Origin of the sequence: Novosphingobium sp. ERN07 (genome assembly GCF_012641335.1) — a bacterium.
Lineage (GTDB): Bacteria > Pseudomonadota > Alphaproteobacteria > Sphingomonadales > Sphingomonadaceae > Novosphingobium.
Genome location: NZ_JABAID010000009.1, coordinates 42714 through 64015, shown reverse-complemented (window position 1 = coordinate 64015; position 21302 = coordinate 42714). Strand labels below are relative to the sequence as shown.

Sequence of the window (21302 nt, the reverse complement as noted above, 5' to 3'; positions counted from 1 at the left end):
TCGGTCACAGGCCCGTGTCGTAGCTCGCTCTTAGTCCGCCAACCACCCATCTTGGACCATGCGCAGGTCTTGCTCTGATCTTTCTTCCGTCACCCCGTGCTTGACACGGGGTTGGGCTATTCTTCTAGTGCAGCGCCCGACGAGAAAAGCCAAGGCCCGGATCAAGTCCGGGCCGACGACGGAATGGGATTTAATCCTGCGCCGAGTGCTCTCGCTCTCTCCCCTTCTGGGGAGAGATACGTAGGCTTGGCGGCTTGCCGCCTAGCCGGAGTTGAGAGGGGCTTGGGCTGTGAGGTGAGGCTGGGCACGAGCCTTCCCCCTCTCCCAACCCTCTCCCCTGAAGGGGAGAGGGCTAAAGCTTCAAAGCGCCGAAACCGCCAGAAATTCCGGAATCGGTCCGTTCCACTCCCCCGGCTTCGAGGGCGGTTCGGAATGGTCGCGGTAGCTCGGCTGTTCGCGACGGGGAGCGCGTTCTTGGCGGGCCTCTGCACGCGGTTCGCGGTCAGCGCGGGGTTTGCGCTCCTCGCGGGCGGGACGTTCGCGGCGGCTTTCGCGCTTGGGCTCTTCCTCGCGGCGCTCGGTTTCGCGGGGCTTGCGCTCTTCCTTCGCAGGAAGCTCAAGCGCGAACTCTGGGATCTTCGTCCCCTGAAGCTTCTCGACGTTATCGATGGCCTCGGCGTCTTCGGAAGCCACCAGCGTAAATGCCCGGCCCGTCGCCCCGCCACGACCGGTGCGGCCGATGCGGTGGACGTAGTCGTCCGGGTGCCAAGGCGTGTCGAAGTTGAAGACGTGGCTCACGCCCTTCACGTCGAGCCCGCGTGCGGCGACGTCGGAGGCGCAGAGGATCGAGATGTCGCCGTCCTTGAACTTCTGCAGTTCGGCGTTGCGCGCGCTCTGGTCCATGTCGCCATGAATCTCGCCTGCAGCAAAACCGTGGCGCTGCAGCGACTTGGCCAATTCGCGCACGGTTGTCTTGCGGTTGGCGAAGACGATGGCGGTGCTGACGTTATCGGTGCGCAGCAACTGGCGCAGCACTTCGCGCTTTTGCCTGCCGGTGCAGCGCACCTTGAACTGGGCGATGTTGGTGTTCGTCGCTGCCGGGCGCGCCACTTCTATCGACTTCGGGTTCGACAGGAACTTGTCCGCCAGCTTCTTGATCGGCGGCGGCATCGTGGCCGAAAAGAGCAGCGTCTGGCGCGTGGTTGGCAGTCTGGAGCAGATAGTTTCGATGTCCGGGATGAATCCCATATCGAGCATCCGGTCGGCTTCATCGATCACCAGCATCTCGCAACCGGTGAGCAGGATCTTGCCGCGCTCGAACAGGTCCATCAGACGGCCCGGCGTGGCGATGAGCACATCGACGCCTTCGGACAGGGCTTTCACCTGATCGCCCATCTGCACGCCGCCGATCAGCAGCGCCATCTTCAGGTCATGGTTCTTGCCATACTTTTCGAAGTTCTCGGCAACCTGTGCAGCGAGTTCGCGCGTGGGTTCGAGAATCAGCGAGCGCGGCATCAGCGCGCGGCGGCGGCCGTGGGCGAGGATATCGATCATCGGCAGAACGAAACCGGCGGTTTTGCCCGTGCCGGTCTGCGCGATGCCGATGATATCTTTCATCATCAGAACGGCGGGAATTGCCTGCGCTTGAATCGGAGTCGGCTCGTCATAGCCGGCATCGAGGACCGACTGGAGCAATTCATCCGAGAGGCCGAGGTCGGCAAACTTCATGCAGGCAATTTTCCGAAAACAAGAGACGGCACAATATTTTGCGCCTGCTGGACTGCCTGCATTCCGCAAAGACGCCAGCACTGCCCGCGCGCTAAGCCGAAACGGGCCGAAAAGTCAAGAAATCCGCAACCGACAGATCGTTTCAATCGTCATCAGGCACGAGTTCGCGCATCTTGGTGATCGCGCAATTCGCACCGGCGCGCGAATGGATCGTATCGCGACCTGCGCATAGCTGCCCGTCTTCGCTGCGATCAACGTAGAAACCGGAATAGAAATCCCGCGCACTGCAAGATTTGTCGAGGCTGGCGCCGATCAGCTTGCGATTGCGCGTGACCAGCAAAAGACGGTCCTGCGATTCGATCTGAACCCCGGCAATACTGGCGATAGCCAGGCACTTGTCTGCCTTGCGTTCAAAAAAACGCGGCGGCTGTGGCGGCCCGGAAAAGCGCGGGTCGGGCGGCGGGGCCAGCATCGATCCCGGCATACGCGGAGCGATGCGGATGATCATTCGCTGTTCGACACGCACCTGATTCCAGGTGTCATCTTCCAGCCCTTGGGCGATGAAATCCGCAAAGGCTCCAGACCCGGCCTGTCCCACGAAGAGCGGCGATTCCGTCGGAATGCTCGCCGCCGCCCACTCACCACTGACATCGCCCGATGCCACGGGGCCGGTCGTTGCAAACGACAGCAGCATCCCGACGGGGGCCAGAAGATTGGCAAGATTGGACATTTGCGTTGCGAAGACTCTTGTTGACCCCATGCCGGATGGGCGCCCCTGTTCCGCTGCCACCCTTTCCAGCACCCCTAGCCCTGACGCTTGAACCTTTGCTTAACCCGCTCTCTAACAAAAATGAATTGCCCTTGCGCAAGGCTGGCAATAGCCGGGGCGGATGAGCGAAGCGTTCTTGAACGAGGCAGCCGGGCTGCTGGGACCGAAAGGGTTGACGACCGATCCTGTCGATATGGCCGCATGGCTGACCGACTGGCGCGGGCGCTATACCGGCAAGGCGCTGGGACTGGCATCGCCTGCCGATGCCGCAGAACTGTCCGCACTGGTCAGGCTATGCGCGAAGCATGGAGTGCCCATCGTACCGCAGGGCGGCAACAGCGGCATGTCGGGCGGCGCAACACCGTTCGACGGCGGAAATGAATTGATCGTCTCGCTGCGCCGGATGGACCGCATCCGTACGGTCGATAGCGCAGCCCGAACAGCGACCTGCGAAGCGGGGGTAATCCTCCAAGTGCTGCACGAGGCCGCAGAGGCCGAAGAATTGCGCTTTCCGCTATCGCTTGGTGGCAAAGGCTCGGCCACGGTCGGCGGGCTGATCTCCACCAATGCCGGCGGCACGCAAGTGCTCCGCCACGGGTCGATGCGCGCGCTGGTTCTGGGGCTGGAAGCGGTCATGGCCGATGGTTTGGTGCTGGATTTGCTCACCCCGCTAAAAAAGGACAATCGCGGGTTCGACCTGAAGCAGGTGCTGATTGGATCGGAGGGAACGCTGGGGATCGTCACCGCAGCAACGCTCAAGTTGGCACCCGCTATCGCCGGACGCACGGTGATGTGGGCGGGCACCGCTTCGTTGCAAGACGCACGCAGACTGTTGCTGCTGGCGCAGGATATGGCGGAAGATCTGCTCGAAGGTTTCGAGGTTCTGCCACAGCACAGCCTTGAAGCGGTGCTCGACTATCTGCCCGATGCACGTGCGCCGCTGGCCGATCCGCGCCCGTGGCACGCGCTGATCGAACTGGTTGCGGGCGATGCCGAAACCGCTGCGCGACTGCCGGAAATTGCCGAAAACTTACTGTCCACCGCCTTCGAACGCGGCCTGATCGCTGACGCCACCATCGCCGCGAGCGAAGAACAGGCCGAACGGCTGTGGCTTATTCGCGAAACGATCTCGCCTGCCGAACGCGCCATCGGCCCGGCCATGCAGCACGACATCTCGGTGCCAGTCGAACGGATGCCAGCCTTCGTCGAAGCCGCAGTGCCGCAGCTTGAAGCCGATTGGCCCGGCACACGCGCGGTGTGTTTCGGCCACCTTGGCGATGGCAATGTGCACTTCCATGTCATCGCGCCGCCGGGGCGCGAACGCGTGGAATGGGAAGCGAGCGACGGCAAGGCCATCAGCGCGCAAGTTCACGATATGGTGACGGCATGGGGTGGGTCGATCTCTGCCGAACACGGCATTGGACGGCTCAAGCGCGATGAACTGGCCCGCCTGACCGATCCGACAATGCTTTCTGTGATGCGCGCAATCAAGCAGGCGCTCGATCCGCAAGGGCTGCTGAATCCCGGCAAGCTTGTGTAACTCGGCTTGCGCCACCTTGGCGCAGTCCCTAAGAACCGCGCTTCCCGCGTGATGCGGCCAGCGCCGTTATTTTGCCGTGCGTTGTGTGTTGCTTATTGGAGAGATGCAAAATGGCCAGCGCGCCGCAAGCCAACCTTCCGATGTTCTACAATGATCTGATGCCGCTCAACAGCCGCGACCATGCAACGTGGAAGGCCAAGAACGCAGACACAGCGCCCTGGCTCGTCGGTCAGCACGCTATCCCTTTGACGGCAGAGGAATTTCCGCAGGCTGCCCGCCACTATCCGATCATTTTCGCATCGGGCGACAATCCTGTTCCGCTGGCACTGATGGGCCTCAACGAAGGCGTCAATGTCTTCGTCGATGCAGACGGCAAAGTTACGCAGCCGATTTACATTCCGGCTTATGTTCGCCGTTACCCGTTCCTCCTCGCCAAGCTGAACCCGAACAGCGAAGAGCTTTCGCTGTGCTTCGATCCGTCGTCGGGTCTGCTGGGTGATTCGCATGAAGGGCAGGACCTGTTCACCGATGGCCAGCCTTCAGAAGCGACCAAGGCCGCGCTGAACTTCTGCGAACAGTTCGAACAGGCTGGCCAGCGCACGCAGGCTTTCATCGACGAACTGAAGAAGCACGACCTGCTGATGGAAGGCGAAGTGGCCATCCAGCAGGAAGGCAACGAGCAGCCCTTCGTCTATCGTGGCTTCCAGATGATTAATCAGGACAAGCTGCGTGAAGTGCGCGGCGATGTGCTGCGCGGCTGGGCGCAGAGCGGCCTTCTGCCGCTGCTTTATGCACACCTGTTCTCGCTCGAATTGATCAGCCAAGTCTTCGGCGCGCAGGTTCAGCTCGGCAAGGGGCCGATTCCGGCGGTTCCTGCCCCGGTAGCCTGATCGCCTGCGCAAAAGCGCAACAGTGCTAAAGAAAAACGCGACGACCTAACGGTTCGTCGCGTTTTTTCTTGGAGTGTTGCAAAAATCCCTCGAAACCTCTTGCAGCGCCCCAAAGCCTCACCTATCTTGATGATGTTGCGTTGCGGCTCCCCTCATGGCCCAGCGTAACTGGTGCACTCACGTGCACCTCCTCCCTGAACCTTGGCCACCTGGAGCTTGCTCCAGGTGGTTTTTTCTTGAGTGATGGCCGCGCTATTCTGCGGCAGCGCGCCATCGTCCACGATCGGACGTGCGGCCCATATCCGCCACATCCACCGCCAGCCGCCGCACCAACCCCACGACCAGTTCGACCGTGGCCGCAAAGCCCGGCCCCGGTTCGGCCATGCGCGAATCGAGATAGCAGGTCCGGTCAATCTCAAGCTGAATACAATGCAGGCCCTCGTGCCTGCTGGCATGGCGCTCCAGCACGTATCCGCCCGCATAAGGGCGATTGTGCGACACGCGCCGCGCCGATTCGGCAAACACGCTGAACGCAGACGCGACAACTCCGCCGTCGCACGATGCGCCGAAGCGATCCCCGATCACAAACTCCGGCGCCGCCTCTCCCGGCGATCGCGCGGATAGTGGCGGCATTGAGTGTAGATCGATCAGCAATGCCGCACCCCAGCGGTCACGAATGGCGGCCATCGTGTCCGCCAACGCCCGGTGATAGGGCTGATGGATGGACGCAATGCGCTCGTTCAATTCGCCATGATCAAGGCGCCGCTTCCACAACTCACCCAGTCCCGGCAGGCGACGGGGAACGAGGCCCAGTCCGCTCCGCGCGCGCCGACCGAAACCACTCGGTGCGGCAGAAGCATCAGGCGGACGACCGCCCAGCATCTCCCAGTCCACATCGTCGCTCGCCCGGTTGAGATCGAGCATCGCGCGTGGGGCGTGAGCCACCAGCAACGCGGCCCCGGTTTCGCGCGTCACCGCTTCACCCAGTAGATCGGCGTAGCGATCTTCCAGACGCGGCGCGGAAAAGGCCGGGTGGCGCATCCGGTCGAGCAGCGACTTGGCATAGGCGCGTCCGGCGTGGGGCACCGCAATCACCACCGGAATGGGCGACGGATCAGGCAGTTTCAGCGTGAAGGCAGGCACACCGGGATTGCCGGGCACCGATCCGCCGTGGATCGGCACCGAATCAGCCGTTTGCTCACCGGGATGCTGCATACGGCAACCGTGCAACCGATTCGCGATGAAGTCAAAATCCTGTCCAAACGCCCGCGTCGTTACCGTAAAATTTTGTGATCATTTCGTCTTTTGGCAGCAGCATCGGCGCAAGAATGTTAACCTCGCTTTGGCATAGGGTAGCGACACGCACACATATGCGTTTCCGCCCATACCGATGACCATAAAGATACAGGTTGGCCATGATCAGGATCCTGCTCGCTGAAGACGAAGAGGCGATGCGCACTTACCTTACTCGCGCGCTCGAAAATGCAGGCTTTTCCGTGGCTGCGGTTGATCGCGGAACCGCGGCAGTCCCGCTGCTGGAGCGCGAGCATTTTGACCTGCTGCTGTCGGATATCGTGATGCCCGAAATGGACGGTATCGAACTCGCGCAGCGCTGCGCCGAGATCAGCCCCGCCACCAAAGTCATGTTCATCACAGGATTTGCCGCCGTCACGCTCAAGGCGAATCGCGAAGCGCCCCAGGCCCGCGTGCTGTCCAAGCCGTTTCATCTCAAGGATCTGGTGCTCGAAGTGGAGCGCGTTTTCGAAGATGTACCGTTCGCGGGAACACGCCAGCCCTGACCAGCGACCACATCCGAAATTTACCCCTTGCCTTGGCCCATCCCCAAGGCTAATGGGCCGCTTCCCAACAGCGTGACGGTCCGCCGAAACGCCAAAGGACAGCACGATGGTGCGGGCGTATAGCTCAGTGGTAGAGCACTATGTTGACATCGTAGGGGTCGCAAGTTCAATCCTTGCTACGCCCACCATCGCACGAAAAACCCCGCCAATGGCGGGGTTTTTTCTTGTCCGGCAGAGAAGGAGGCAAGGCAGCCGAAGCCGCCTCGCCCTGCACCGCTTACTTGCCCTGCCAGTTCGGCTTGCGCTTCTCGGCAAAGGCCGCCGCGCCTTCGCGCGCATCGCTCGATGTGAAGACCGGCGCGATGTAGGCCTGCTGCTTGGTCCACATGTCCGCCTCGGTCCATTCGTGCGAATCGCGAATGATGCCCTTTGACGCGATCAGCGCCAGCGGACCGTTTTCCGCAATCCGCGCGGCCAGCGCCTTGGCGGCGTCAAGCGACGGTCCTTCGACAATCTGGTTGACGAAGCCCAGTTCATAGGCCCGCTGCGCAGTGATGAAATCGCCGGTCAGCGCCAGTTCCATTGCGATGCGCGGCGGGATCTGGCGCGGAAGTTTGATTAGCCCGCCAGCCGCTGCCGCCAGCCCGCGCTTGGCTTCGGGAATGCCGAACTTCGAGGATGCGCTCGCCACAATAAGATCGCACGAGAGCGCCAGTTCCATGCCACCCGCCAGTGCATAGCCATCGACCGCCGCAATGATCGGCTTCTTCGGCGTCCATTCGGACAGTCCGCCAAACCCGCGCCCCGGAATCGAAGGCGATTCGCCACGCAAAAACCCTTTCAGATCCATACCCGAACAGAACGTGCCACCCGCCCCGGTCAGGATCGCGCAGCGCAGATCAGCCTCTGCATCGAGACGATCCATCGCCGCCGAGATGCCTTCAGCCGCCGCCTTGTTCATCGCGTTCTTCGCGTCGGGCCGGTTGATCGTGACGATCAGCACGTTGCCATCGACTTGGGTAAGGACTTCCGCCTCGCTCATAGCATCTCTCCAAAGGAAACCTGCCCGGCTTTAACCGGTCACTTAAAACATTGCCCCGCCATATCCGCCATGTCCAGTGCCCACACCCCAAATATTGCGCGAATCGCCAAGTCTTCCTGCGCCCCTGCCTTGCGCCGCACAAAGCCTCTGCTAAGGGATGGCGCAATTTCTCTCCCCAGCTTGAAAGACAGGATGGTTATGGCGAAGATCAAGGTTAAGAACCCGGTCGTCGAACTCGACGGCGACGAAATGACCCGGATCATCTGGGAATGGATCCGCGAACGCCTGATCCTCCCCTATCTCGACATTGATCTGAAGTACTACGACCTCTCGGTTCAGAAGCGTGACGAGACGGACGACCAGATCACCATCGATTCCGCCAATGCGATCAAGCAGTACGGCGTCGGCGTGAAGTGCGCCACGATCACGCCCGACGAAGCCCGCGTCGAAGAGTTTGATCTCAAGTCGATGTGGAAGTCGCCCAACGGCACGATCCGCAACATTCTGGGCGGCGTCGTGTTCCGCGAACCCATCGTGATCCAGAACGTGCCCCGTCTGGTTCCGGGCTGGACCGATCCCATCGTCGTTGGCCGTCACGCCTTTGGTGACCAGTATCGCGCCACCGATTTCGTCGTCCCCGGCCCCGGCAAGCTGCGCCTCGTCTGGGAAGGCGACAACGGCGAAACGATCGACCGCGAAGTCTTCAACTACCCGTCGGGCGGCGTCGCAATGGCGATGTACAACCTTGACGATTCGATCCGCGATTTCGCCCGCGCTTCGTTCAACTATGGCCTCGGGCTTGGTTGGCCGGTGTACCTGTCGACCAAGAATACCATTCTCAAGGCTTATGACGGCCGCTTCAAGGATCTGTTCCAGGAAGTGTTCGACACCGAAGGCTTCAAGGAAAAGTTCGCTGCCGCCGGCATCGTCTACGAACACCGCCTGATCGACGATATGGTCGCCTCGGCGCTCAAGTGGTCGGGCAAGTTCGTCTGGGCATGCAAGAACTACGACGGCGACGTGCAGTCGGATACCGTTGCACAAGGCTTCGGCTCGCTCGGCTTGATGACCTCCGTTCTGATGACCCCGGATGGCAAGACCGTGGAAGCCGAAGCCGCCCACGGCACGGTGACCCGTCACTACCGCCAGCACCAGCAGGGCAAGCAGACCTCGACCAACCCGATTGCATCGATCTTCGCATGGACGCGCGGCCTGATGTATCGCGGCAAGTTCGACGAAACGCCCGAAGTGGTGAAGTTCGCTGAAACGCTCGAACGCATCTGCATCGAAACCGTTGAAAGCGGCAAGATGACCAAGGATCTGGCACTGCTGATCGGCCCCGATCAGGCATGGATGACCACCGAGAAGTTCTTCGAAGCCATCGTCGAAAACCTCGAAACGGAAATGAAGAACTGGGCGTAAGCCTGCGTAATTTCCGCAAGGACACCGAAAGGCCCCGGTTCACGCCGGGGCTTTTTTCGATTCAGAATTCTACCCCATCAGTAGACCTTAACGGGTGACAGAGTCCGGCCCCTTGCCTACCCTGCAACGATGGCAGGCAATCTTGAACCTACAACCGCACTTTCCGACGCTCTCGTAATCCTCGGTGCCGCAGGCATTGTGATCCCGGCTTTCGCCCGGTTCCGTATCACCCCGATCATCGGCTTCATTCTGGTCGGCCTTGCGGTTGGCCCTTATGGCCTTGGCGCGCTCGTGCCGCAGTTCCCGTGGCTCTACTATTTCACGATATCCGATACCGCCGCGATCACGCCCTTTGCCGAATTCGGCATCATCCTGCTGCTGTTCGAAATCGGTCTGGAACTGTCGTTCAACCGTCTTTGGGATATGCGCAGGTTGGTCTTCGGGCTTGGCGCGATGGAGCTTGGCGTTTCGGCCTTCCTGCTTGCAATGGTGCTTATGGCCACCGGTTTGCAAGTGTCCGGAGCATTCGGCCTTGGGCTCGCTTTGGCCCTTTCATCCACCGCATTGGTCCTGCCGATTGCAGGCACGAACGGGCCGGTCGGGCGCGCGGCGCTATCGATGCTGCTGTTCGAAGATATCGCGCTGGTTCCGATCATCTTCATTCTGGGTGCCTTTGCGCCCTATGCCGCGCATTCAGCAGGGCCAAGCCTTGGCGAAACGCTGGTCTATGGCGGTATCGTGGTGGCGGTTCTGCTAATTGGCGGACGCTTGCTGCTACCCCGTCTTTTCGCACAGGCGGCACAAACCAAAAGCCCCGAACTGTTCCTCGCGGCCACGATGCTGGTGGTCATTGCCTCAGCCCTTTCCACCTCGCTCGTCGGCCTTTCCCCCATCATGGGGGCCTTGCTGGCCGGCTTGCTGATTGCCGAAACCGAATATCACACCGAGGTCGAATCGATCACCAAACCGTTCAAGGGCCTCGCGCTCGGCGTGTTCCTGATTACCATCGGCATGGGGATCGACCTGCGCGTGGTATGGTCGATGATCGGACCGCTAACGCTCGCCGTGGTCGGAGTGGTGGTGCTGAAGGCGCTGGTCACGATGTTCGCCCTGCGTGCGATGGGCAAGGAACGCGCCACCGCACTGGAAGCCGGCATCCTCATGGCCAGCCCTTCGGAAACGACCCTGATCGTGCTGACCACTGCCGCCGAAGCCTCGCTGATCGACCGCGAAACCGCGCAGTTCTGGCAGATCGTGACCGCCATCGGACTGACTATCACGCCGCTTCTTGCCATGCTGGGCCAGCGCTGGGGCAAAGTGGTGGCGCGTGGTGCCGCCGATGCCGGACAGGCAGAGGATGTGCCCGAACCGCAGGGCGAGCGTATCGTGGTGATGGGCTTTGGCCGTGTCGGGCGTCTGGTGGGTGAAATGCTGACCGTGCACGGCGCAGCGTGGATCGGCATCGATACCGATCCGGGCATCGTCAAGGCCGCGCGTAAGCAGGGCTACCCCGTGCTGTTCGGTAACGTTGACAGCGAAAACGCCATTGCCCGCCTCGGTTTGGAGAACGCGCGATCAATGGTGCTGACGATGGACGAACCGGTGCTGATCATGCGCATCGTCAGGAAATTGCGCGTATCGCACCCCGCCCTGCCGATCATCGTCCGCGCACGCGATGCCGCCCATGCCGCACAGCTCTATCGCCTGGGCGTGACCCATGCCGTGCCGGAAACGCTGGAAAGCTCGCTCCAGCTATCAGAAGCCGTGCTGGTCGATCTCGGCTTCCCGATGGGCCTCGTCATCGCCTCGATCCACGAAAAGCGCGACGAATTCCGTCAACAGATCATGGAAGACGGCGGCTTGGCCGAGATGCCCAAGCTGAAATCATCAACGCTGCGCGAACGCATGAGCTGACGATAAGCCCCCTCCTCTTCAGAGGAGGGGGTTGGGGGTGGTGTTAGCCCGCCAGAACTGCCTTAGCCGCAGCAATCGCGTCTGCCGCCTTGCTGCCATCCGGCCCGCCGCCTTGCGCCATATCCGGGCGGCCACCGCCGCCCTTGCCGCCCAGTGCTTCGACGCCCGCGCGAACCAGATCAACCGCGCTGACCTTGCCGGCGAGATCTTCGGTAACGGCAGCAGCGATGGATGCCTTGCCGTCGTTCACCGCAACGATCACCGCCACACCGGAACCAAGTCGCTGCTTCGCCTGATCCAGCAACCCGCGCAGTTCCTTGGGATCAAGCCCATCCAGCACTTGGCCAGCGAACATCACGCCATTCACGTTCTCGTCGGCGTTCTCGGCCTTGGCCGCGCCGCCACCAAGCGCCAGCGCTTTCTTCGCCTCGGCCAGTTCGCGTTCAAGCTTCTTGCGCTCGTCCATCAGTGCCGCAACGCGCGCCTCAACGTCTTCCGGCGTGGTCCGCAGGATCGACGCGGTGTTCTTCAGCGCATCTTCGCGCGCCACGAACCACTGCCGCGCGCCCTCGCCAGTCAGCGCCTCGATCCGGCGCACGCCAGAAGATACCGCGCTTTCGCTCACGATGCGGAACACGCCGATATCGCCCAACGCACGCACATGCGTACCGCCGCACAGTTCGACCGAATAATGCTTGTCGGTTGCCCGGCCCATCGAAAGCACGCGCACTTCATCGCCATACTTCTCACCGAACAGCGCCATCGCACCAGCTTCGATGGCATCATCGGGACTCATAAGGCGGGTGAAAACCACCTCGTTCGCGCGAATTTCAGCATTCACCTCAGCTTCGATCGCGGCGATGTCCTCGGCCGTCAGCGCGGTAGGCTGCGAGAAATCGAAGCGCAGGCGATCTGCCGCGACTAGCGAACCCTTCTGCGTCACATGCTCACCAAGCCGGTTGCGCAGCGCCGCGTGCAGCAAGTGCGTGGCCGAATGGTTCGCGCGGATCGCATCGCGGCGCGCCACGTCGATATCCAGCTTCACCATATCGCCAACCTTGACCGAACCGCTCGTCACGCTGGCGTTGTGCGCGTGGAGGCGGCCAAGCGGTTTGGCGGTATCGCTCACCGCCAGCACCAGTCCATCGGCACCCGTGATCGTGCCCGCATCGCCAGTCTGGCCACCGCTTTCGCCATAGAACGGCGTCTGGTTGACGATGACGGTCACAGCATCGCCCGCGCCTGCACCATCCACTTCCTTGCCGTCCTTGACCAGCGCAACGATCTGCGCCTCGCCCGTGGTGGCGGTATATCCGGTGAACTCGGTCGCGCCGACACGCTCAGCGATGTCGAACCACACTTCGCTGTCCGCAGCCTGTCCCGAACCCTTCCACGCCGCACGCGCCGCTGCCTTCTGCTGCGCCATTGCCCCATCAAAGCCTTCGCGATCTACGCTGATGCCGCGTGCGCGCAAGGCGTCTTCGGTCAGGTCATAGGGGAAGCCATAGGTATCGTAGAGGCGGAATGCCGTTTCACCGGGCAGCTTATCGCCTTCCCGCAGCGCACCGGTCGCCTCGTCGAGCAGTTTCAGCCCGTTCGACAGCGTGCGACGGAACTGCACCTCCTCGCGCTGGAGCGTTTCCTCGATCAGCGGCTGCGCCCGGCCCAGTTCTGGATAGGCCGCGCCCATTTCTGCCAGCAGCGCGGGCACCAAGCGGTGCATCAGCGGGTCTTTCGCGCCCAGCAAATGCGCATGACGCATCGCGCGGCGCATGATCCGGCGCAGCACATAGCCGCGCCCTTCGTTCGATGGCAGCACGCCATCGGCCAGCAGAAAGCTGGTCGAGCGCAAGTGATCTGCAATGACGCGATGGCTGGCGGTATGCTCGCCCGCTGCCTTGACCCCGGTCAGGCTTTCCGACGCGGCAATCAGCGCCTTGAACGTGTCGGTATCATAGTTGTCGTGCACGCCCTGCAGCACCGCCGCGATGCGCTCCAGCCCCATGCCGGTGTCAATGCTTGGTTTCGGCAAGCTGCCCGTGATCTCACCCGCAGTCTGTTCGAACTGCATGAACACGAGGTTCCATATCTCGATAAAGCGGTCACCATCCTCTTCCGGCGATCCCGGAGGCCCTCCCCAGATGTGATCGCCGTGATCGAAGAAGATTTCCGAGCACGGCCCGCACGGGCCATCATCGCCCATCGCCCAGAAGTTGTCCTTGGTCGCGATGCGGATGATGCGATCTTCGGGTAGGCCCGCGATCTTCTTCCACAGCTCGAACGCCTCGTCATCGGTGTGATAGACGGTAGCGAGGAGCTTGTCCTTGGGCAGCCCCCATTCCTTCGTCAGCAGCGTCCACGCATGGGTGATCGCCTGCTCCTTGAAATAGTCCCCGAACGAGAAATTGCCGAGCATCTCGAAGAATGTGTGGTGCCGCGCAGTGTAGCCCACATTGTCGAGATCGTTGTGCTTGCCCCCGGCGCGCACGCACTTTTGCGATGACGTAGCGCGCGGCACGGCGCGCGTTTCAAGACCCGTGAACACGTTCTTGAAAGGCACCATCCCCGCGTTGACGAACATCAGCGTCGGGTCATTATAGGGCACCAGCGGCGCGGACTGCACAACATCGTGCCCGGCCGAGCCGAAGTATTCGAGAAAGGAGCGGCGGATTTCGTTCGTCGAAGTCATGTTGCGCCGATTAGGCCAGCGTTCGGCGCGCTACAAGCACGTTTCATCCATTACGGTGATCGGATGAAGCTGTTACCAGCCAGGCCGCAGCCGGAAAGACCACCCGCCCCCCTTCCAGATGGGCCTCAACGAGGTCTTGCAACCGGCGTTCCAGCCCGGAACGCTCATTCTGCGGCAAGTCGCGCAACGCCGGTGCCGCCGGTCCGATTCGCCGGAACAGCGCCAAAGCTTCTCCCACCGGATCATCGCCCTGCCCCGCCACGTAACGGAAGTCGACTGGTGTGAACGTGTGATCGCGCCAACCCGCCATGCAACGGCGCACATGATCGGGGTCCGCGAAAGCAAAAGGCCCCGGCGGAAACGGCTGCGCCACAGGGACATCACCCGCTGGCAAAAGCTCTGCAAGGCCTACTACCCACGCATTGTCCACCGCCTTGCGGAAACACGAAAACACAATGCGCGCATGTGGAGCGGCAACCCTCGCCAGATGCGAGAAAGCCTGCGGCGGATCGGGAAAGAACATCACACCGTGGCGCGACACATAAAGGTCAGGGCGCTGCCGGGGCTGCCATTGCGTGGCATCTGCCTGTTCGAAAGTGAGATTGGGAAGATCAGTCCGGGCCGAGGCAGCATCGATCAGGTCGGCAGAAATATCGATACCCACGACAGAAGCATTTGGGCGCGCATCTGCCAACGCGATCGATAGTTCCCCGGCCCCGCAACCCACATCGACAATGCATTCCCCCGGTTGTGTGGCAATCAGGGCGAGCAAGTGCGGCGTCAGTTCGGCAAAGCTCGCATCCGTGCGCCGCCATTCCGCCGCCCAGCTGCGGCCCACCGTGCCCTGCCAGTCTCTTGCGCCCGTCATCGCTTTATCTCACCACTATTGACCAAAATACGCCCCGCCCTTTTCCCGTGCACGTTGCCATGCCGGACGCGCCCGGATCGCCGCGACAAACGCCGCCAATTTGGGAAAGTGTTCCCCCGCCCCCTGCATCACCGCGATTTCCGCCGGGAAGCTGAGCATCACATCCGCACCGGTCCAGTCATCCCCGATAAAGTGCCCGGAGGCGCGCAGAATATGCTCCATATAGCCGAAGTGCGCCGCCAGTTGTTCATTGATGCGGGGCTTCAGCGGCGCAGCAGCATCGCCAAGCCGCGACGTGTAGAGCTGAAGCAGGATCGGTGTCATGGCCGATCCTTCGGCAAAGTGCATCAGTTCGAGATGGCGCAGTGCGTCGTCCGATCCAGCGGCGGGCAGCCACGCGCCATTGCCATAACGCTCGCACAGAACCTGCACGATTGCGCCTGATTCCTCGATCACCCGTCCATCGATCTCCAGCAGTGGCGATTTGCCGAGGGGATGAATGGCCTTCAGTTCCGGTGGAGCAAGGTTTGTCACCGCGTCGCGCTGATAGTGGCGAATCTCGTAATCGACACCCAATTCCTCCAGCAGCCAGAGGATGCGCTGCGAGCGGCTGTTGTTGAGATGATGAATGATAATACTCATGGCGATTCTCCGGGAAGTTTAATCGCAAGGTTAAACTCTAACCCATCGAACGCAAACGAAAAGCCCGCGCGATCCTGCCGGGGAACGCGCGGGCCTTTTGTCTGGCTGGGTCACCGGAATGCCGGATTGCCGCCTTGAAGATCAGGTGTCGTCGTCCGCGTCCGGGCCGACCATCAGACCTTCGGCAACCTGATCGGTGCGGCCACGGATTGCGGCTTCGATGCGGTTACAGATCTCAGGATTATCACGCAGGAAACTCTTGGAGTTTTCACGCCCTTGCCCGATGCGGATCGAGTCATAGCTGAACCAGGCACCGGATTTTTCCACCACGCCGGCCTTCACGCCAAGATCGAGGATTTCGCCAATCTTGGAAATGCCTTCGCCATACATGATGTCGAATTCGACCTGCTTGAACGGCGGGGCCACCTTGTTCTTCACCACCTTCACGCGCGTGGCGTTGCCTACGATCTCGTCACGATCCTTGATCTGGCCGGTGCGGCGGATATCGAGGCGGACCGAAGCGTAGAACTTGAGCGCGTTGCCGCCCGTCGTCGTCTCAGGGTTGCCGTACATCACGCCAATCTTCATGCGCAGCTGGTTGATGAAGATCACCATGCAGCGCGAACGGCTGATCGAACCGGTGAGCTTGCGCAACGACTGGCTCATCAGGCGGGCCTGCAAACCGACGTGACTATCGCCCATCTCGCCTTCGATTTCAGCACGGGGGACCAGCGCGGCAACCGAGTCCACCACCAGCACGTCGATGGCGTTCGAACGCACCAGCGTATCGGTAATTTCCAGCGCCTGCTCACCGGTATCGGGCTGCGATACGATCAGTTCGTCGATATTGACGCCCAGCTTGCGGGCATAGACCGGATCGAGTGCGTGTTCAGCATCAATGAAAGCTGCCGTACCGCCCGTTTTCTGCGCTTCGGCAATGACGTGCAACGCCAGCGTGGTCTTGCCGGAGCTTTCCGGCCCATAGACTTCGATCACACGGCCACGCGGCAATCCGCCCACGCCCAGCGCGATATCCAGCCCCAGCGAACCAGTGGAAATGGCCTCCACCTGCATCGCTTCCTTGGAACCCAGCTTCATAGCCGAGCCTTTGCCGAACGCGCGGTCAATCTGTGCAAGGGCCGCTTCGAGCGCCTTCTGACGATCCATGTCCTTGATCTTACCTTCCTCGATGAGCTTGAGCTGAGCCGCCACGGCTTCGTTCCCCTTGCTAGAGTTGGCTCGCATGAACCGTCAACAAGGGTTGTGTACCCCTTCCGTTCCCATGGAACAAGCGGGGAACGAAAATATTTCTCCGTTATGGAAGCAACTGTGGTCAAGTCTCTATCCGCGAACGCGATTTCCGTCATGCAATTGCGCGCAAGGGCAGTGGAAAACAGCACTTTGCGGCCTACTTCTCCCGACAGAACTGCTTCGAAAATGAAAGAACCGGGCCCCGCGCACGAACGATTCGCCGCAAGGCCCGGTCCCGGATTTCAGGTTTCTTTCAGAACGCGTCAGACCACGCCGAAAGCCAGCATCGCATCGGCCACTTTCTTGAAGCCGCCGATGTTCGCACCCTTCACATAATCGATATAGCCGCCGCCCTGATCGCCATAGGTCAGGCAGGATTTGTGAATGCCCGCCATGATGTCCTTCAGCATCTGCTGCAACTCGTCTTCGCGCCATGAACGACGTTCGGAATTCTGGCTCATTTCGAGGCCCGATACGGCAACACCGCCCGCGTTCGATGCCTTGCCCGGTGCATAGAGAATCCTCGCCGCCTTGAACACGTGCACGCCATCAAGATCGGTCGGCATGTTCGCGCCTTCGGCCACGGCCTTGCAACCATTGGCGATCAGCGTGCGCGCATCATCGCCCAGCAATTCGTTCTGTGTAGCACAAGGCAGCGCCACATCACACGGCACGCCCCAAGGGGTCTTGCCCGCCACGAACGTCGCCTTGGGGAAAGCCTCGACATACTCTTCGATACGGCCTCGGCGATGAGTCTTGTGGCTCTTCACCCAGTTGATCTTTTCCTGATCGATCCCGTCAGGATCATGGATGTAACCACCCGAATCCGAAAGCGTCAGCACCTTGCCACCAAGCTGGACGATCTTTTCCGCAGCGTGCGTCGCCACGTTGCCAGAACCGGAGATGACAGCGGTCTTGCCGATCAGGTCTTCGCTCTTGGTCGCCAGCATATTGGCCAAGAAATAGACCGCGCCATACCCGGTTGCCTCGGTGCGGATCAGCGAACCGCCCCACTCCAGCCCCTTGCCGGTCAGCACGCCGGTAAAGTTGTTGGTGATGCGTTTATACTGGCCGAACATGAAGCCGATTTCGCGCCCGCCCACGCCGATGTCGCCTGCCGGAACGTCAACGTCTGCCCCGATATGGCGATAGAGTTCGGTCATGAAGCTCTGGCAGAAGCGCATGATCTCGCGCACGCTCTTGCCCTTGGGGTTGAAGTTCGATCCGCCCTTGCCGCCGCCCATTGGCAGCCCGGTCAGCGCGTTCTTGAAAGTCTGCTCGAACGCGAGGAACTTGAGCACTGATTCAGTCACGCTGGGGTGAAAGCGGATGCCGCCCTTGTATGGCCCGATTGCGTTGTTGTTCTGCACGCGCCATCCGCGCTGCACGCGGACGTTGCCGTTGTCGTCTTCCCAGCACACGCGGAAAGAAACCACGCGATCCGGCTCGGCAATGCGCCGCAGGATCTGTTGGGCGTGATACTCTTCCTTGTCCTGAATGAACTCAAAGATGTCCTCAGCCACTTCCTGCACGGCTTGGACAAATTCGGGCTGATATGGATTGCGCTTCTTCACGCCTTCCATGAACGTCGGCAAATCGACATGATCGGATACGGCCACGGTGCTTCCCCCTTCCCACGGAGCCTCATCGCTCCTGCTGCGGTATGGTGCGGCCCGCGCGTGCGGCTTCGGCAGCAGATGCCGAGTCGCAATCTTTTGTCACACGAAGACTAGCGTGTTTTGCCGTGGGTGAAAGCGGTGGAACGCCAAATCATCTGCCTGAAGGCGTATCGCCATTCTTTTTCGGAAAAAGCTTGTCCAGCGCGGATTTTACCGACTGCCCGGCGGCTTCCTCGTCCCGCTCTGGGTCGGGAGTATAACTAGCCGCCTCTTCCGCCACCGCCGGCTCAGCGCTGACCGGCTCGGCCGCAATCGCAGGCGCTGCCATTTCGGCTATGGGTTGTGCCGGCCCCAGCAGCTTCACCAACCCATCAAGTTGCCCGGCCAGCACCTTGTCCACCGCGCCCGAAATCATGTCAGGCTTGTAGCGCATGAAGCCGCCGACCACGTATTCCCACAAAATCCGCGTCGCCTTGCCGCCGCTGCCGTCCACAGGCTTGAACGTTATGGTCATGGTCCCGTTCACGGCTTCGGATTGGAGCGGGCCCAATCCGCCAACCATGCGCAAAGCGCGATAGGGTTCTGCATAGACCACGCGCATGTGCATCACCGATCCCGGCTTCTGCCCGGCAGGTGCATCCTTTGGCACGGGCAGCTTTTCGCAAAAGCAGCCGTTTGCATTGGGATCGAGCGTCATGTTCGCCGCATCGCCCGAAAAGGTGTGCTGCGCGTTCCACCACGATGACGGTGTAGTCAGCGCTTTCCACGCCTCAGCTGGCGATGCCGCCACTTCGGCGGTCACGCGCGAAACGAAACCGCTGTCGTTCTTCAGCGTGACTTCGGCAGACGCAGAAGCGGCGGAGCCAGCAAGCCCCGCCGCAAGAAGAATTGCCGTGATGCGCATTACCGGAGTCTCCGCCCGCCCAGAACGGGCGGCTACGTCCGTCTGTTAGCGCGTGCCGAGGATCGCCTCAATGGCCGCTGTAACCTCGTCCATATCGGCCATGCCATCGACCCGCGAGACGATGCCCTGCGTTTCGTAGATCGGCAGGATCGGTGCAGTCTTGGCGCGATATTCAGCCATGCGCGTGCGCACGGTTTCCTCGTTGTCGTCAGGACGGCGCTTGAACTCGTGGCCACCGCACTTGTCGCAGGTGCCCTCAACAACGGGCTTCTCGAACGTGTCGTGATACCCCTTGCCGCACGAAGCACAGGTGTAACGACCGGTAATGCGCTCAACCAGCGCATCCTCGTTCACGTCGAGTTCGATCACATGATCCAGCTTGCGGCCACGGCTTGCGAGGATCGCGTCGAGCGATTCCGCCTGCGGTGCCGTGCGCGGGTAGCCATCGAAGATCGCGCCCTGTCCGGCAGGCATCGCGTCAAGTTCATCACCGATCAGCGCTGAGACGATCTCATCCGAAACAAGCTGCCCCGCTTCCATCACGGCCTTGGCCTTCAGGCCCACCGGCGTTTCGGCCTTCACGGCGGCGCGCAACATGTCGCCGGTCGAAAGCTGCTTCATGCCGTGGCGTTCGACCAGACGCTGTGCCTGGGTGCCCTTGCCCGCGCCCGGAGGGCCCAACAGGATGATGTTCACGCTAACTCTTCCCCTCTTGCGACTGCTGCCTTCAGCGCAGCCTGCCCTTCAGTTTCGCCTTCTTGATCAGATCGCCATACTGGTGCGCCAGCAGATGCGACTGGATCTGGGTGATTGTATCGACCGTCACGTTGACCACGATCAGCAGGCTGGTGCCGCCAAAGAACACCGCGCCCATGCCGGTTTCGGCCATGATGAACTCCGGCACCACGCAAACCACGGTGATATATGCCGCACCCAGCACAGTGATGCGAGTTAGCACATAGTCTAAGTAGTTCATGGTGTTCTTGCCGGGACGGATGCCCGGAATGAACCCGCCGTTCTTCTTCAGGTTTTCGGCCGTTTCCTCCGGGTTGAACACCACGGCGGTGTAGAAGAACGAGAAGAAGATGATGCCCAGCGCATAAAGCAGCATGTACAGCGGCTTGCCGTGCCCAAGGTACTGGTTCAGCGTGACGATCGCCTGGCCCATCGTCGTGTCAGGCGAGATCGAGTTTCCGGCGAACTGCGTGATCGTCAGCGGCAGCAGCAGCAGCGAGCTGGCGAAGATCGGAGGGATCACGCCCGCAGTGTTGAGCTTCAACGGCAAGTGGCTGCTGTCGGCCTGCATCATGCCGCGCTGCGTTGCCCGCTTGGGATACTGGATCAGAAGCCGCCGCGTGGCGCGTTCGAAGAAGCAGATCCCCAGCACCAGACCGATCAGCATGATCACGATGCCAACGATCAGGAACGGCGAGATCGATCCCGTGCGCCCGCCTTCGAACAGGTTGCCGAAGAACTTCGGCAACTGCGCAACGATGCCTGCCATGATGATCAGCGAAACGCCGTTGCCGATCCCGCGCGAGGTGATCTGTTCACCAAGCCACAGCAGGAACATCGTGCCGCCGATCAGCGAGATCACCGCACCGACGCGGAACAGGATGCCGGGGTTTACCACCGCCTGCAGACCGCTCGACGCGCCGTATGCTTCCAGCCCGGAGGCGAGCACCCAGCCCTGAATGGCGGTTAGTAGCACCGCGCCATAGCGGGTGTACTGGTTGAGCTTCTTGCGCCCGCTTTCGCCTTCCTTCTTCATCGCGGCAAGCGCAGGATGAAGCGAGGCGGCAAGCTGCACCACGATCGACGCCGTGATATAGGGCATCACACCCAAGGCAATGAGGCTCATGCGTTCGAGCGAACCGCCCGAAAACGCATTGAAAATATCGAGAACGCCGCCCCGCGTCTGGTCGTACAGCGTCTCCATGATCAGCGGGTTCACACCCGGCAGCGGGACGAAGCTCAGGAAGCGGAACACGATGAGCGCGCCCACCGTAAACCAGATGCGCTTCTTCAGCTCGGTCGCTTTGGAGAAGTTGGCCAGATTCAGGTTGCTGGCGATATTGTCGGCGCGTGATGCCATTTCGGGGTTCTAAGCCTTGCTGCGAGACCGGGCCGATGCCTCAGGGTCTCCGACGTCATGAGCTAGCCCATATAGTGTGGGGTCGCGAAAGTCGAACCCCTGCAATGCCGAAATCCCCGCCCGACTGGCG

Annotated in this window: 17 protein-coding genes and 1 tRNA gene; 6 read left to right on the top strand and 12 right to left on the bottom strand. The window is 61.3% G+C overall.

What is annotated here, in order from left to right; all coding sequences use genetic code 11:
• Positions 1–360 precede the first annotated feature (360 nt).
• Together HGI47_RS13335 and HGI47_RS13330 are read right to left on the bottom strand one after the other, a co-directional pair.
• A complete protein-coding gene (locus HGI47_RS13335) occupies positions 361–1728 on the bottom strand; it encodes a DEAD/DEAH box helicase (protein WP_168853260.1) in 1368 nt (455 codons plus the stop codon).
• A gap of 142 nt (positions 1729–1870) precedes the next feature.
• Entirely contained in the window at positions 1871–2458 is a 588-nt protein-coding gene (locus HGI47_RS13330) for a hypothetical protein (RefSeq protein ID WP_168853259.1), read from the bottom strand.
• A gap of 160 nt (positions 2459–2618) precedes the next feature.
• Between HGI47_RS13330 and HGI47_RS13325 the strand changes: the two genes are divergently transcribed.
• Both HGI47_RS13325 and HGI47_RS13320 read left to right on the top strand, forming a co-directional pair.
• Positions 2619–4037 (top strand): FAD-binding oxidoreductase, encoded by a 1419-nt coding sequence (locus HGI47_RS13325; RefSeq protein WP_168853258.1) that lies wholly within the window; start codon positions 2619–2621, stop codon positions 4035–4037.
• A 110-nt stretch (positions 4038–4147) separates the two neighbouring features.
• Positions 4148–4927, top strand: coding sequence for a SapC family protein (locus tag HGI47_RS13320; protein ID WP_168853257.1), 780 nt, complete (start codon positions 4148–4150; stop codon positions 4925–4927).
• A gap of 252 nt (positions 4928–5179) precedes the next feature.
• Here the strand turns inward: HGI47_RS13320 and HGI47_RS13315 are convergent, their stop codons facing one another.
• Positions 5180–6142 (bottom strand): N-formylglutamate amidohydrolase, encoded by a 963-nt coding sequence (locus HGI47_RS13315; protein ID WP_168853256.1) that lies wholly within the window; start codon positions 6140–6142, stop codon positions 5180–5182.
• A gap of 200 nt (positions 6143–6342) precedes the next feature.
• Here HGI47_RS13315 and cpdR point away from each other — a divergent pair, with 200 nt between their 5' ends.
• Both cpdR and HGI47_RS13305 read left to right on the top strand, forming a co-directional pair.
• A complete protein-coding gene (cpdR, locus tag HGI47_RS13310; RefSeq protein WP_168853255.1) occupies positions 6343–6726 on the top strand; it encodes a cell cycle two-component system response regulator CpdR in 384 nt (127 codons plus the stop codon).
• A gap of 113 nt (positions 6727–6839) precedes the next feature.
• Positions 6840–6914 (top strand) — tRNA-Val (locus HGI47_RS13305).
• An 89-nt stretch (positions 6915–7003) separates the two neighbouring features.
• Here the strand turns inward: HGI47_RS13305 and HGI47_RS13300 are convergent.
• Positions 7004–7768 carry a crotonase/enoyl-CoA hydratase family protein gene (locus HGI47_RS13300; protein WP_168853254.1) on the bottom strand — a complete coding sequence of 255 codons (765 nt, stop codon included), beginning with the start codon at positions 7766–7768 and terminating at the stop codon, positions 7004–7006.
• Between the two features lie 198 nt (positions 7769–7966).
• Between HGI47_RS13300 and HGI47_RS13295 the strand changes: the two genes are divergently transcribed.
• Together HGI47_RS13295 and HGI47_RS13290 are read left to right on the top strand one after the other, a co-directional pair.
• Positions 7967–9190 carry an NADP-dependent isocitrate dehydrogenase gene (locus tag HGI47_RS13295; RefSeq protein ID WP_168853253.1) on the top strand — a complete coding sequence of 408 codons (1224 nt, stop codon included), beginning with the start codon at positions 7967–7969 and terminating at the stop codon, positions 9188–9190.
• A 129-nt stretch (positions 9191–9319) separates the two neighbouring features.
• Positions 9320–11104 (top strand): cation:proton antiporter, encoded by a 1785-nt coding sequence (locus HGI47_RS13290; RefSeq protein WP_168853252.1) that lies wholly within the window; start codon positions 9320–9322, stop codon positions 11102–11104.
• Positions 11105–11147: 43 nt separating this feature from the next.
• Here the strand turns inward: HGI47_RS13290 and alaS are convergent, their stop codons facing one another.
• The 8 genes from alaS to secY form a co-directional block, all read right to left on the bottom strand.
• Positions 11148–13793, bottom strand: a complete 2646-nt coding sequence (gene alaS, locus HGI47_RS13285) for an alanine--tRNA ligase (RefSeq protein WP_168853251.1) — start codon at positions 13791–13793, stop codon at positions 11148–11150.
• Positions 13794–13836: 43 nt separating this feature from the next.
• Positions 13837–14661: a trans-aconitate 2-methyltransferase gene (locus HGI47_RS13280; RefSeq protein WP_168853250.1), complete on the bottom strand. Its 825-nt coding sequence runs from the start codon at positions 14659–14661 to the stop codon at positions 13837–13839.
• A 15-nt stretch (positions 14662–14676) separates the two neighbouring features.
• Positions 14677–15303 carry a glutathione S-transferase family protein gene (locus HGI47_RS13275; RefSeq protein ID WP_168853249.1) on the bottom strand — a complete coding sequence of 209 codons (627 nt, stop codon included), beginning with the start codon at positions 15301–15303 and terminating at the stop codon, positions 14677–14679.
• 141 nt (positions 15304–15444) lie between these two features.
• Positions 15445–16515: a recombinase RecA gene (gene recA, locus HGI47_RS13270; RefSeq protein WP_168853248.1), complete on the bottom strand. Its 1071-nt coding sequence runs from the start codon at positions 16513–16515 to the stop codon at positions 15445–15447.
• 302 nt (positions 16516–16817) lie between these two features.
• A complete protein-coding gene (gene gdhA, locus HGI47_RS13265; RefSeq protein WP_168853247.1) occupies positions 16818–18173 on the bottom strand; it encodes an NADP-specific glutamate dehydrogenase in 1356 nt (451 codons plus the stop codon).
• A 151-nt stretch (positions 18174–18324) separates the two neighbouring features.
• A complete protein-coding gene (locus HGI47_RS13260; RefSeq protein ID WP_168853246.1) occupies positions 18325–19077 on the bottom strand; it encodes an SRPBCC family protein in 753 nt (250 codons plus the stop codon).
• Between the two features lie 45 nt (positions 19078–19122).
• Positions 19123–19773, bottom strand: coding sequence for an adenylate kinase (locus HGI47_RS13255; protein ID WP_168853245.1), 651 nt, complete (start codon positions 19771–19773; stop codon positions 19123–19125).
• Between the two features lie 31 nt (positions 19774–19804).
• The gene (gene secY, locus HGI47_RS13250; protein WP_168853244.1) at positions 19805–21172 is read right to left on the bottom strand and encodes a preprotein translocase subunit SecY; all 1368 of its coding nucleotides are present in this window, start codon (positions 21170–21172) and stop codon (positions 19805–19807) included.
• Positions 21173–21302: the final 130 nt, after the last annotated feature.

Coding starts and splice junctions, on each gene's coding strand:
- HGI47_RS13295 (WP_168853253.1), top strand. CDS start 7,967: ATGGCGAAGATCAAGGTTAAGAACCCGGTCGTCGAACTCGACGGCGAC.
- secY (WP_168853244.1), bottom strand. CDS start 21,172: ATGGCATCACGCGCCGACAATATCGCCAGCAACCTGAATCTGGCCAAC.
- HGI47_RS13315 (WP_168853256.1), bottom strand. CDS start 6,142: ATGCAGCATCCCGGTGAGCAAACGGCTGATTCGGTGCCGATCCACGGC.
- cpdR (WP_168853255.1), top strand. CDS start 6,343: ATGATCAGGATCCTGCTCGCTGAAGACGAAGAGGCGATGCGCACTTAC.
- HGI47_RS13300 (WP_168853254.1), bottom strand. CDS start 7,768: ATGAGCGAGGCGGAAGTCCTTACCCAAGTCGATGGCAACGTGCTGATC.
- HGI47_RS13330 (WP_168853259.1), bottom strand. CDS start 2,458: ATGTCCAATCTTGCCAATCTTCTGGCCCCCGTCGGGATGCTGCTGTCG.
- HGI47_RS13280 (WP_168853250.1), bottom strand. CDS start 14,661: ATGACGGGCGCAAGAGACTGGCAGGGCACGGTGGGCCGCAGCTGGGCG.
- HGI47_RS13320 (WP_168853257.1), top strand. CDS start 4,148: ATGGCCAGCGCGCCGCAAGCCAACCTTCCGATGTTCTACAATGATCTG.
- alaS (WP_168853251.1), bottom strand. CDS start 13,793: ATGACTTCGACGAACGAAATCCGCCGCTCCTTTCTCGAATACTTCGGC.
- HGI47_RS13325 (WP_168853258.1), top strand. CDS start 2,619: ATGAGCGAAGCGTTCTTGAACGAGGCAGCCGGGCTGCTGGGACCGAAA.
- HGI47_RS13260 (WP_168853246.1), bottom strand. CDS start 19,077: ATGCGCATCACGGCAATTCTTCTTGCGGCGGGGCTTGCTGGCTCCGCC.
- HGI47_RS13335 (WP_168853260.1), bottom strand. CDS start 1,728: ATGAAGTTTGCCGACCTCGGCCTCTCGGATGAATTGCTCCAGTCGGTC.
- HGI47_RS13275 (WP_168853249.1), bottom strand. CDS start 15,303: ATGAGTATTATCATTCATCATCTCAACAACAGCCGCTCGCAGCGCATC.
- HGI47_RS13290 (WP_168853252.1), top strand. CDS start 9,320: ATGGCAGGCAATCTTGAACCTACAACCGCACTTTCCGACGCTCTCGTA.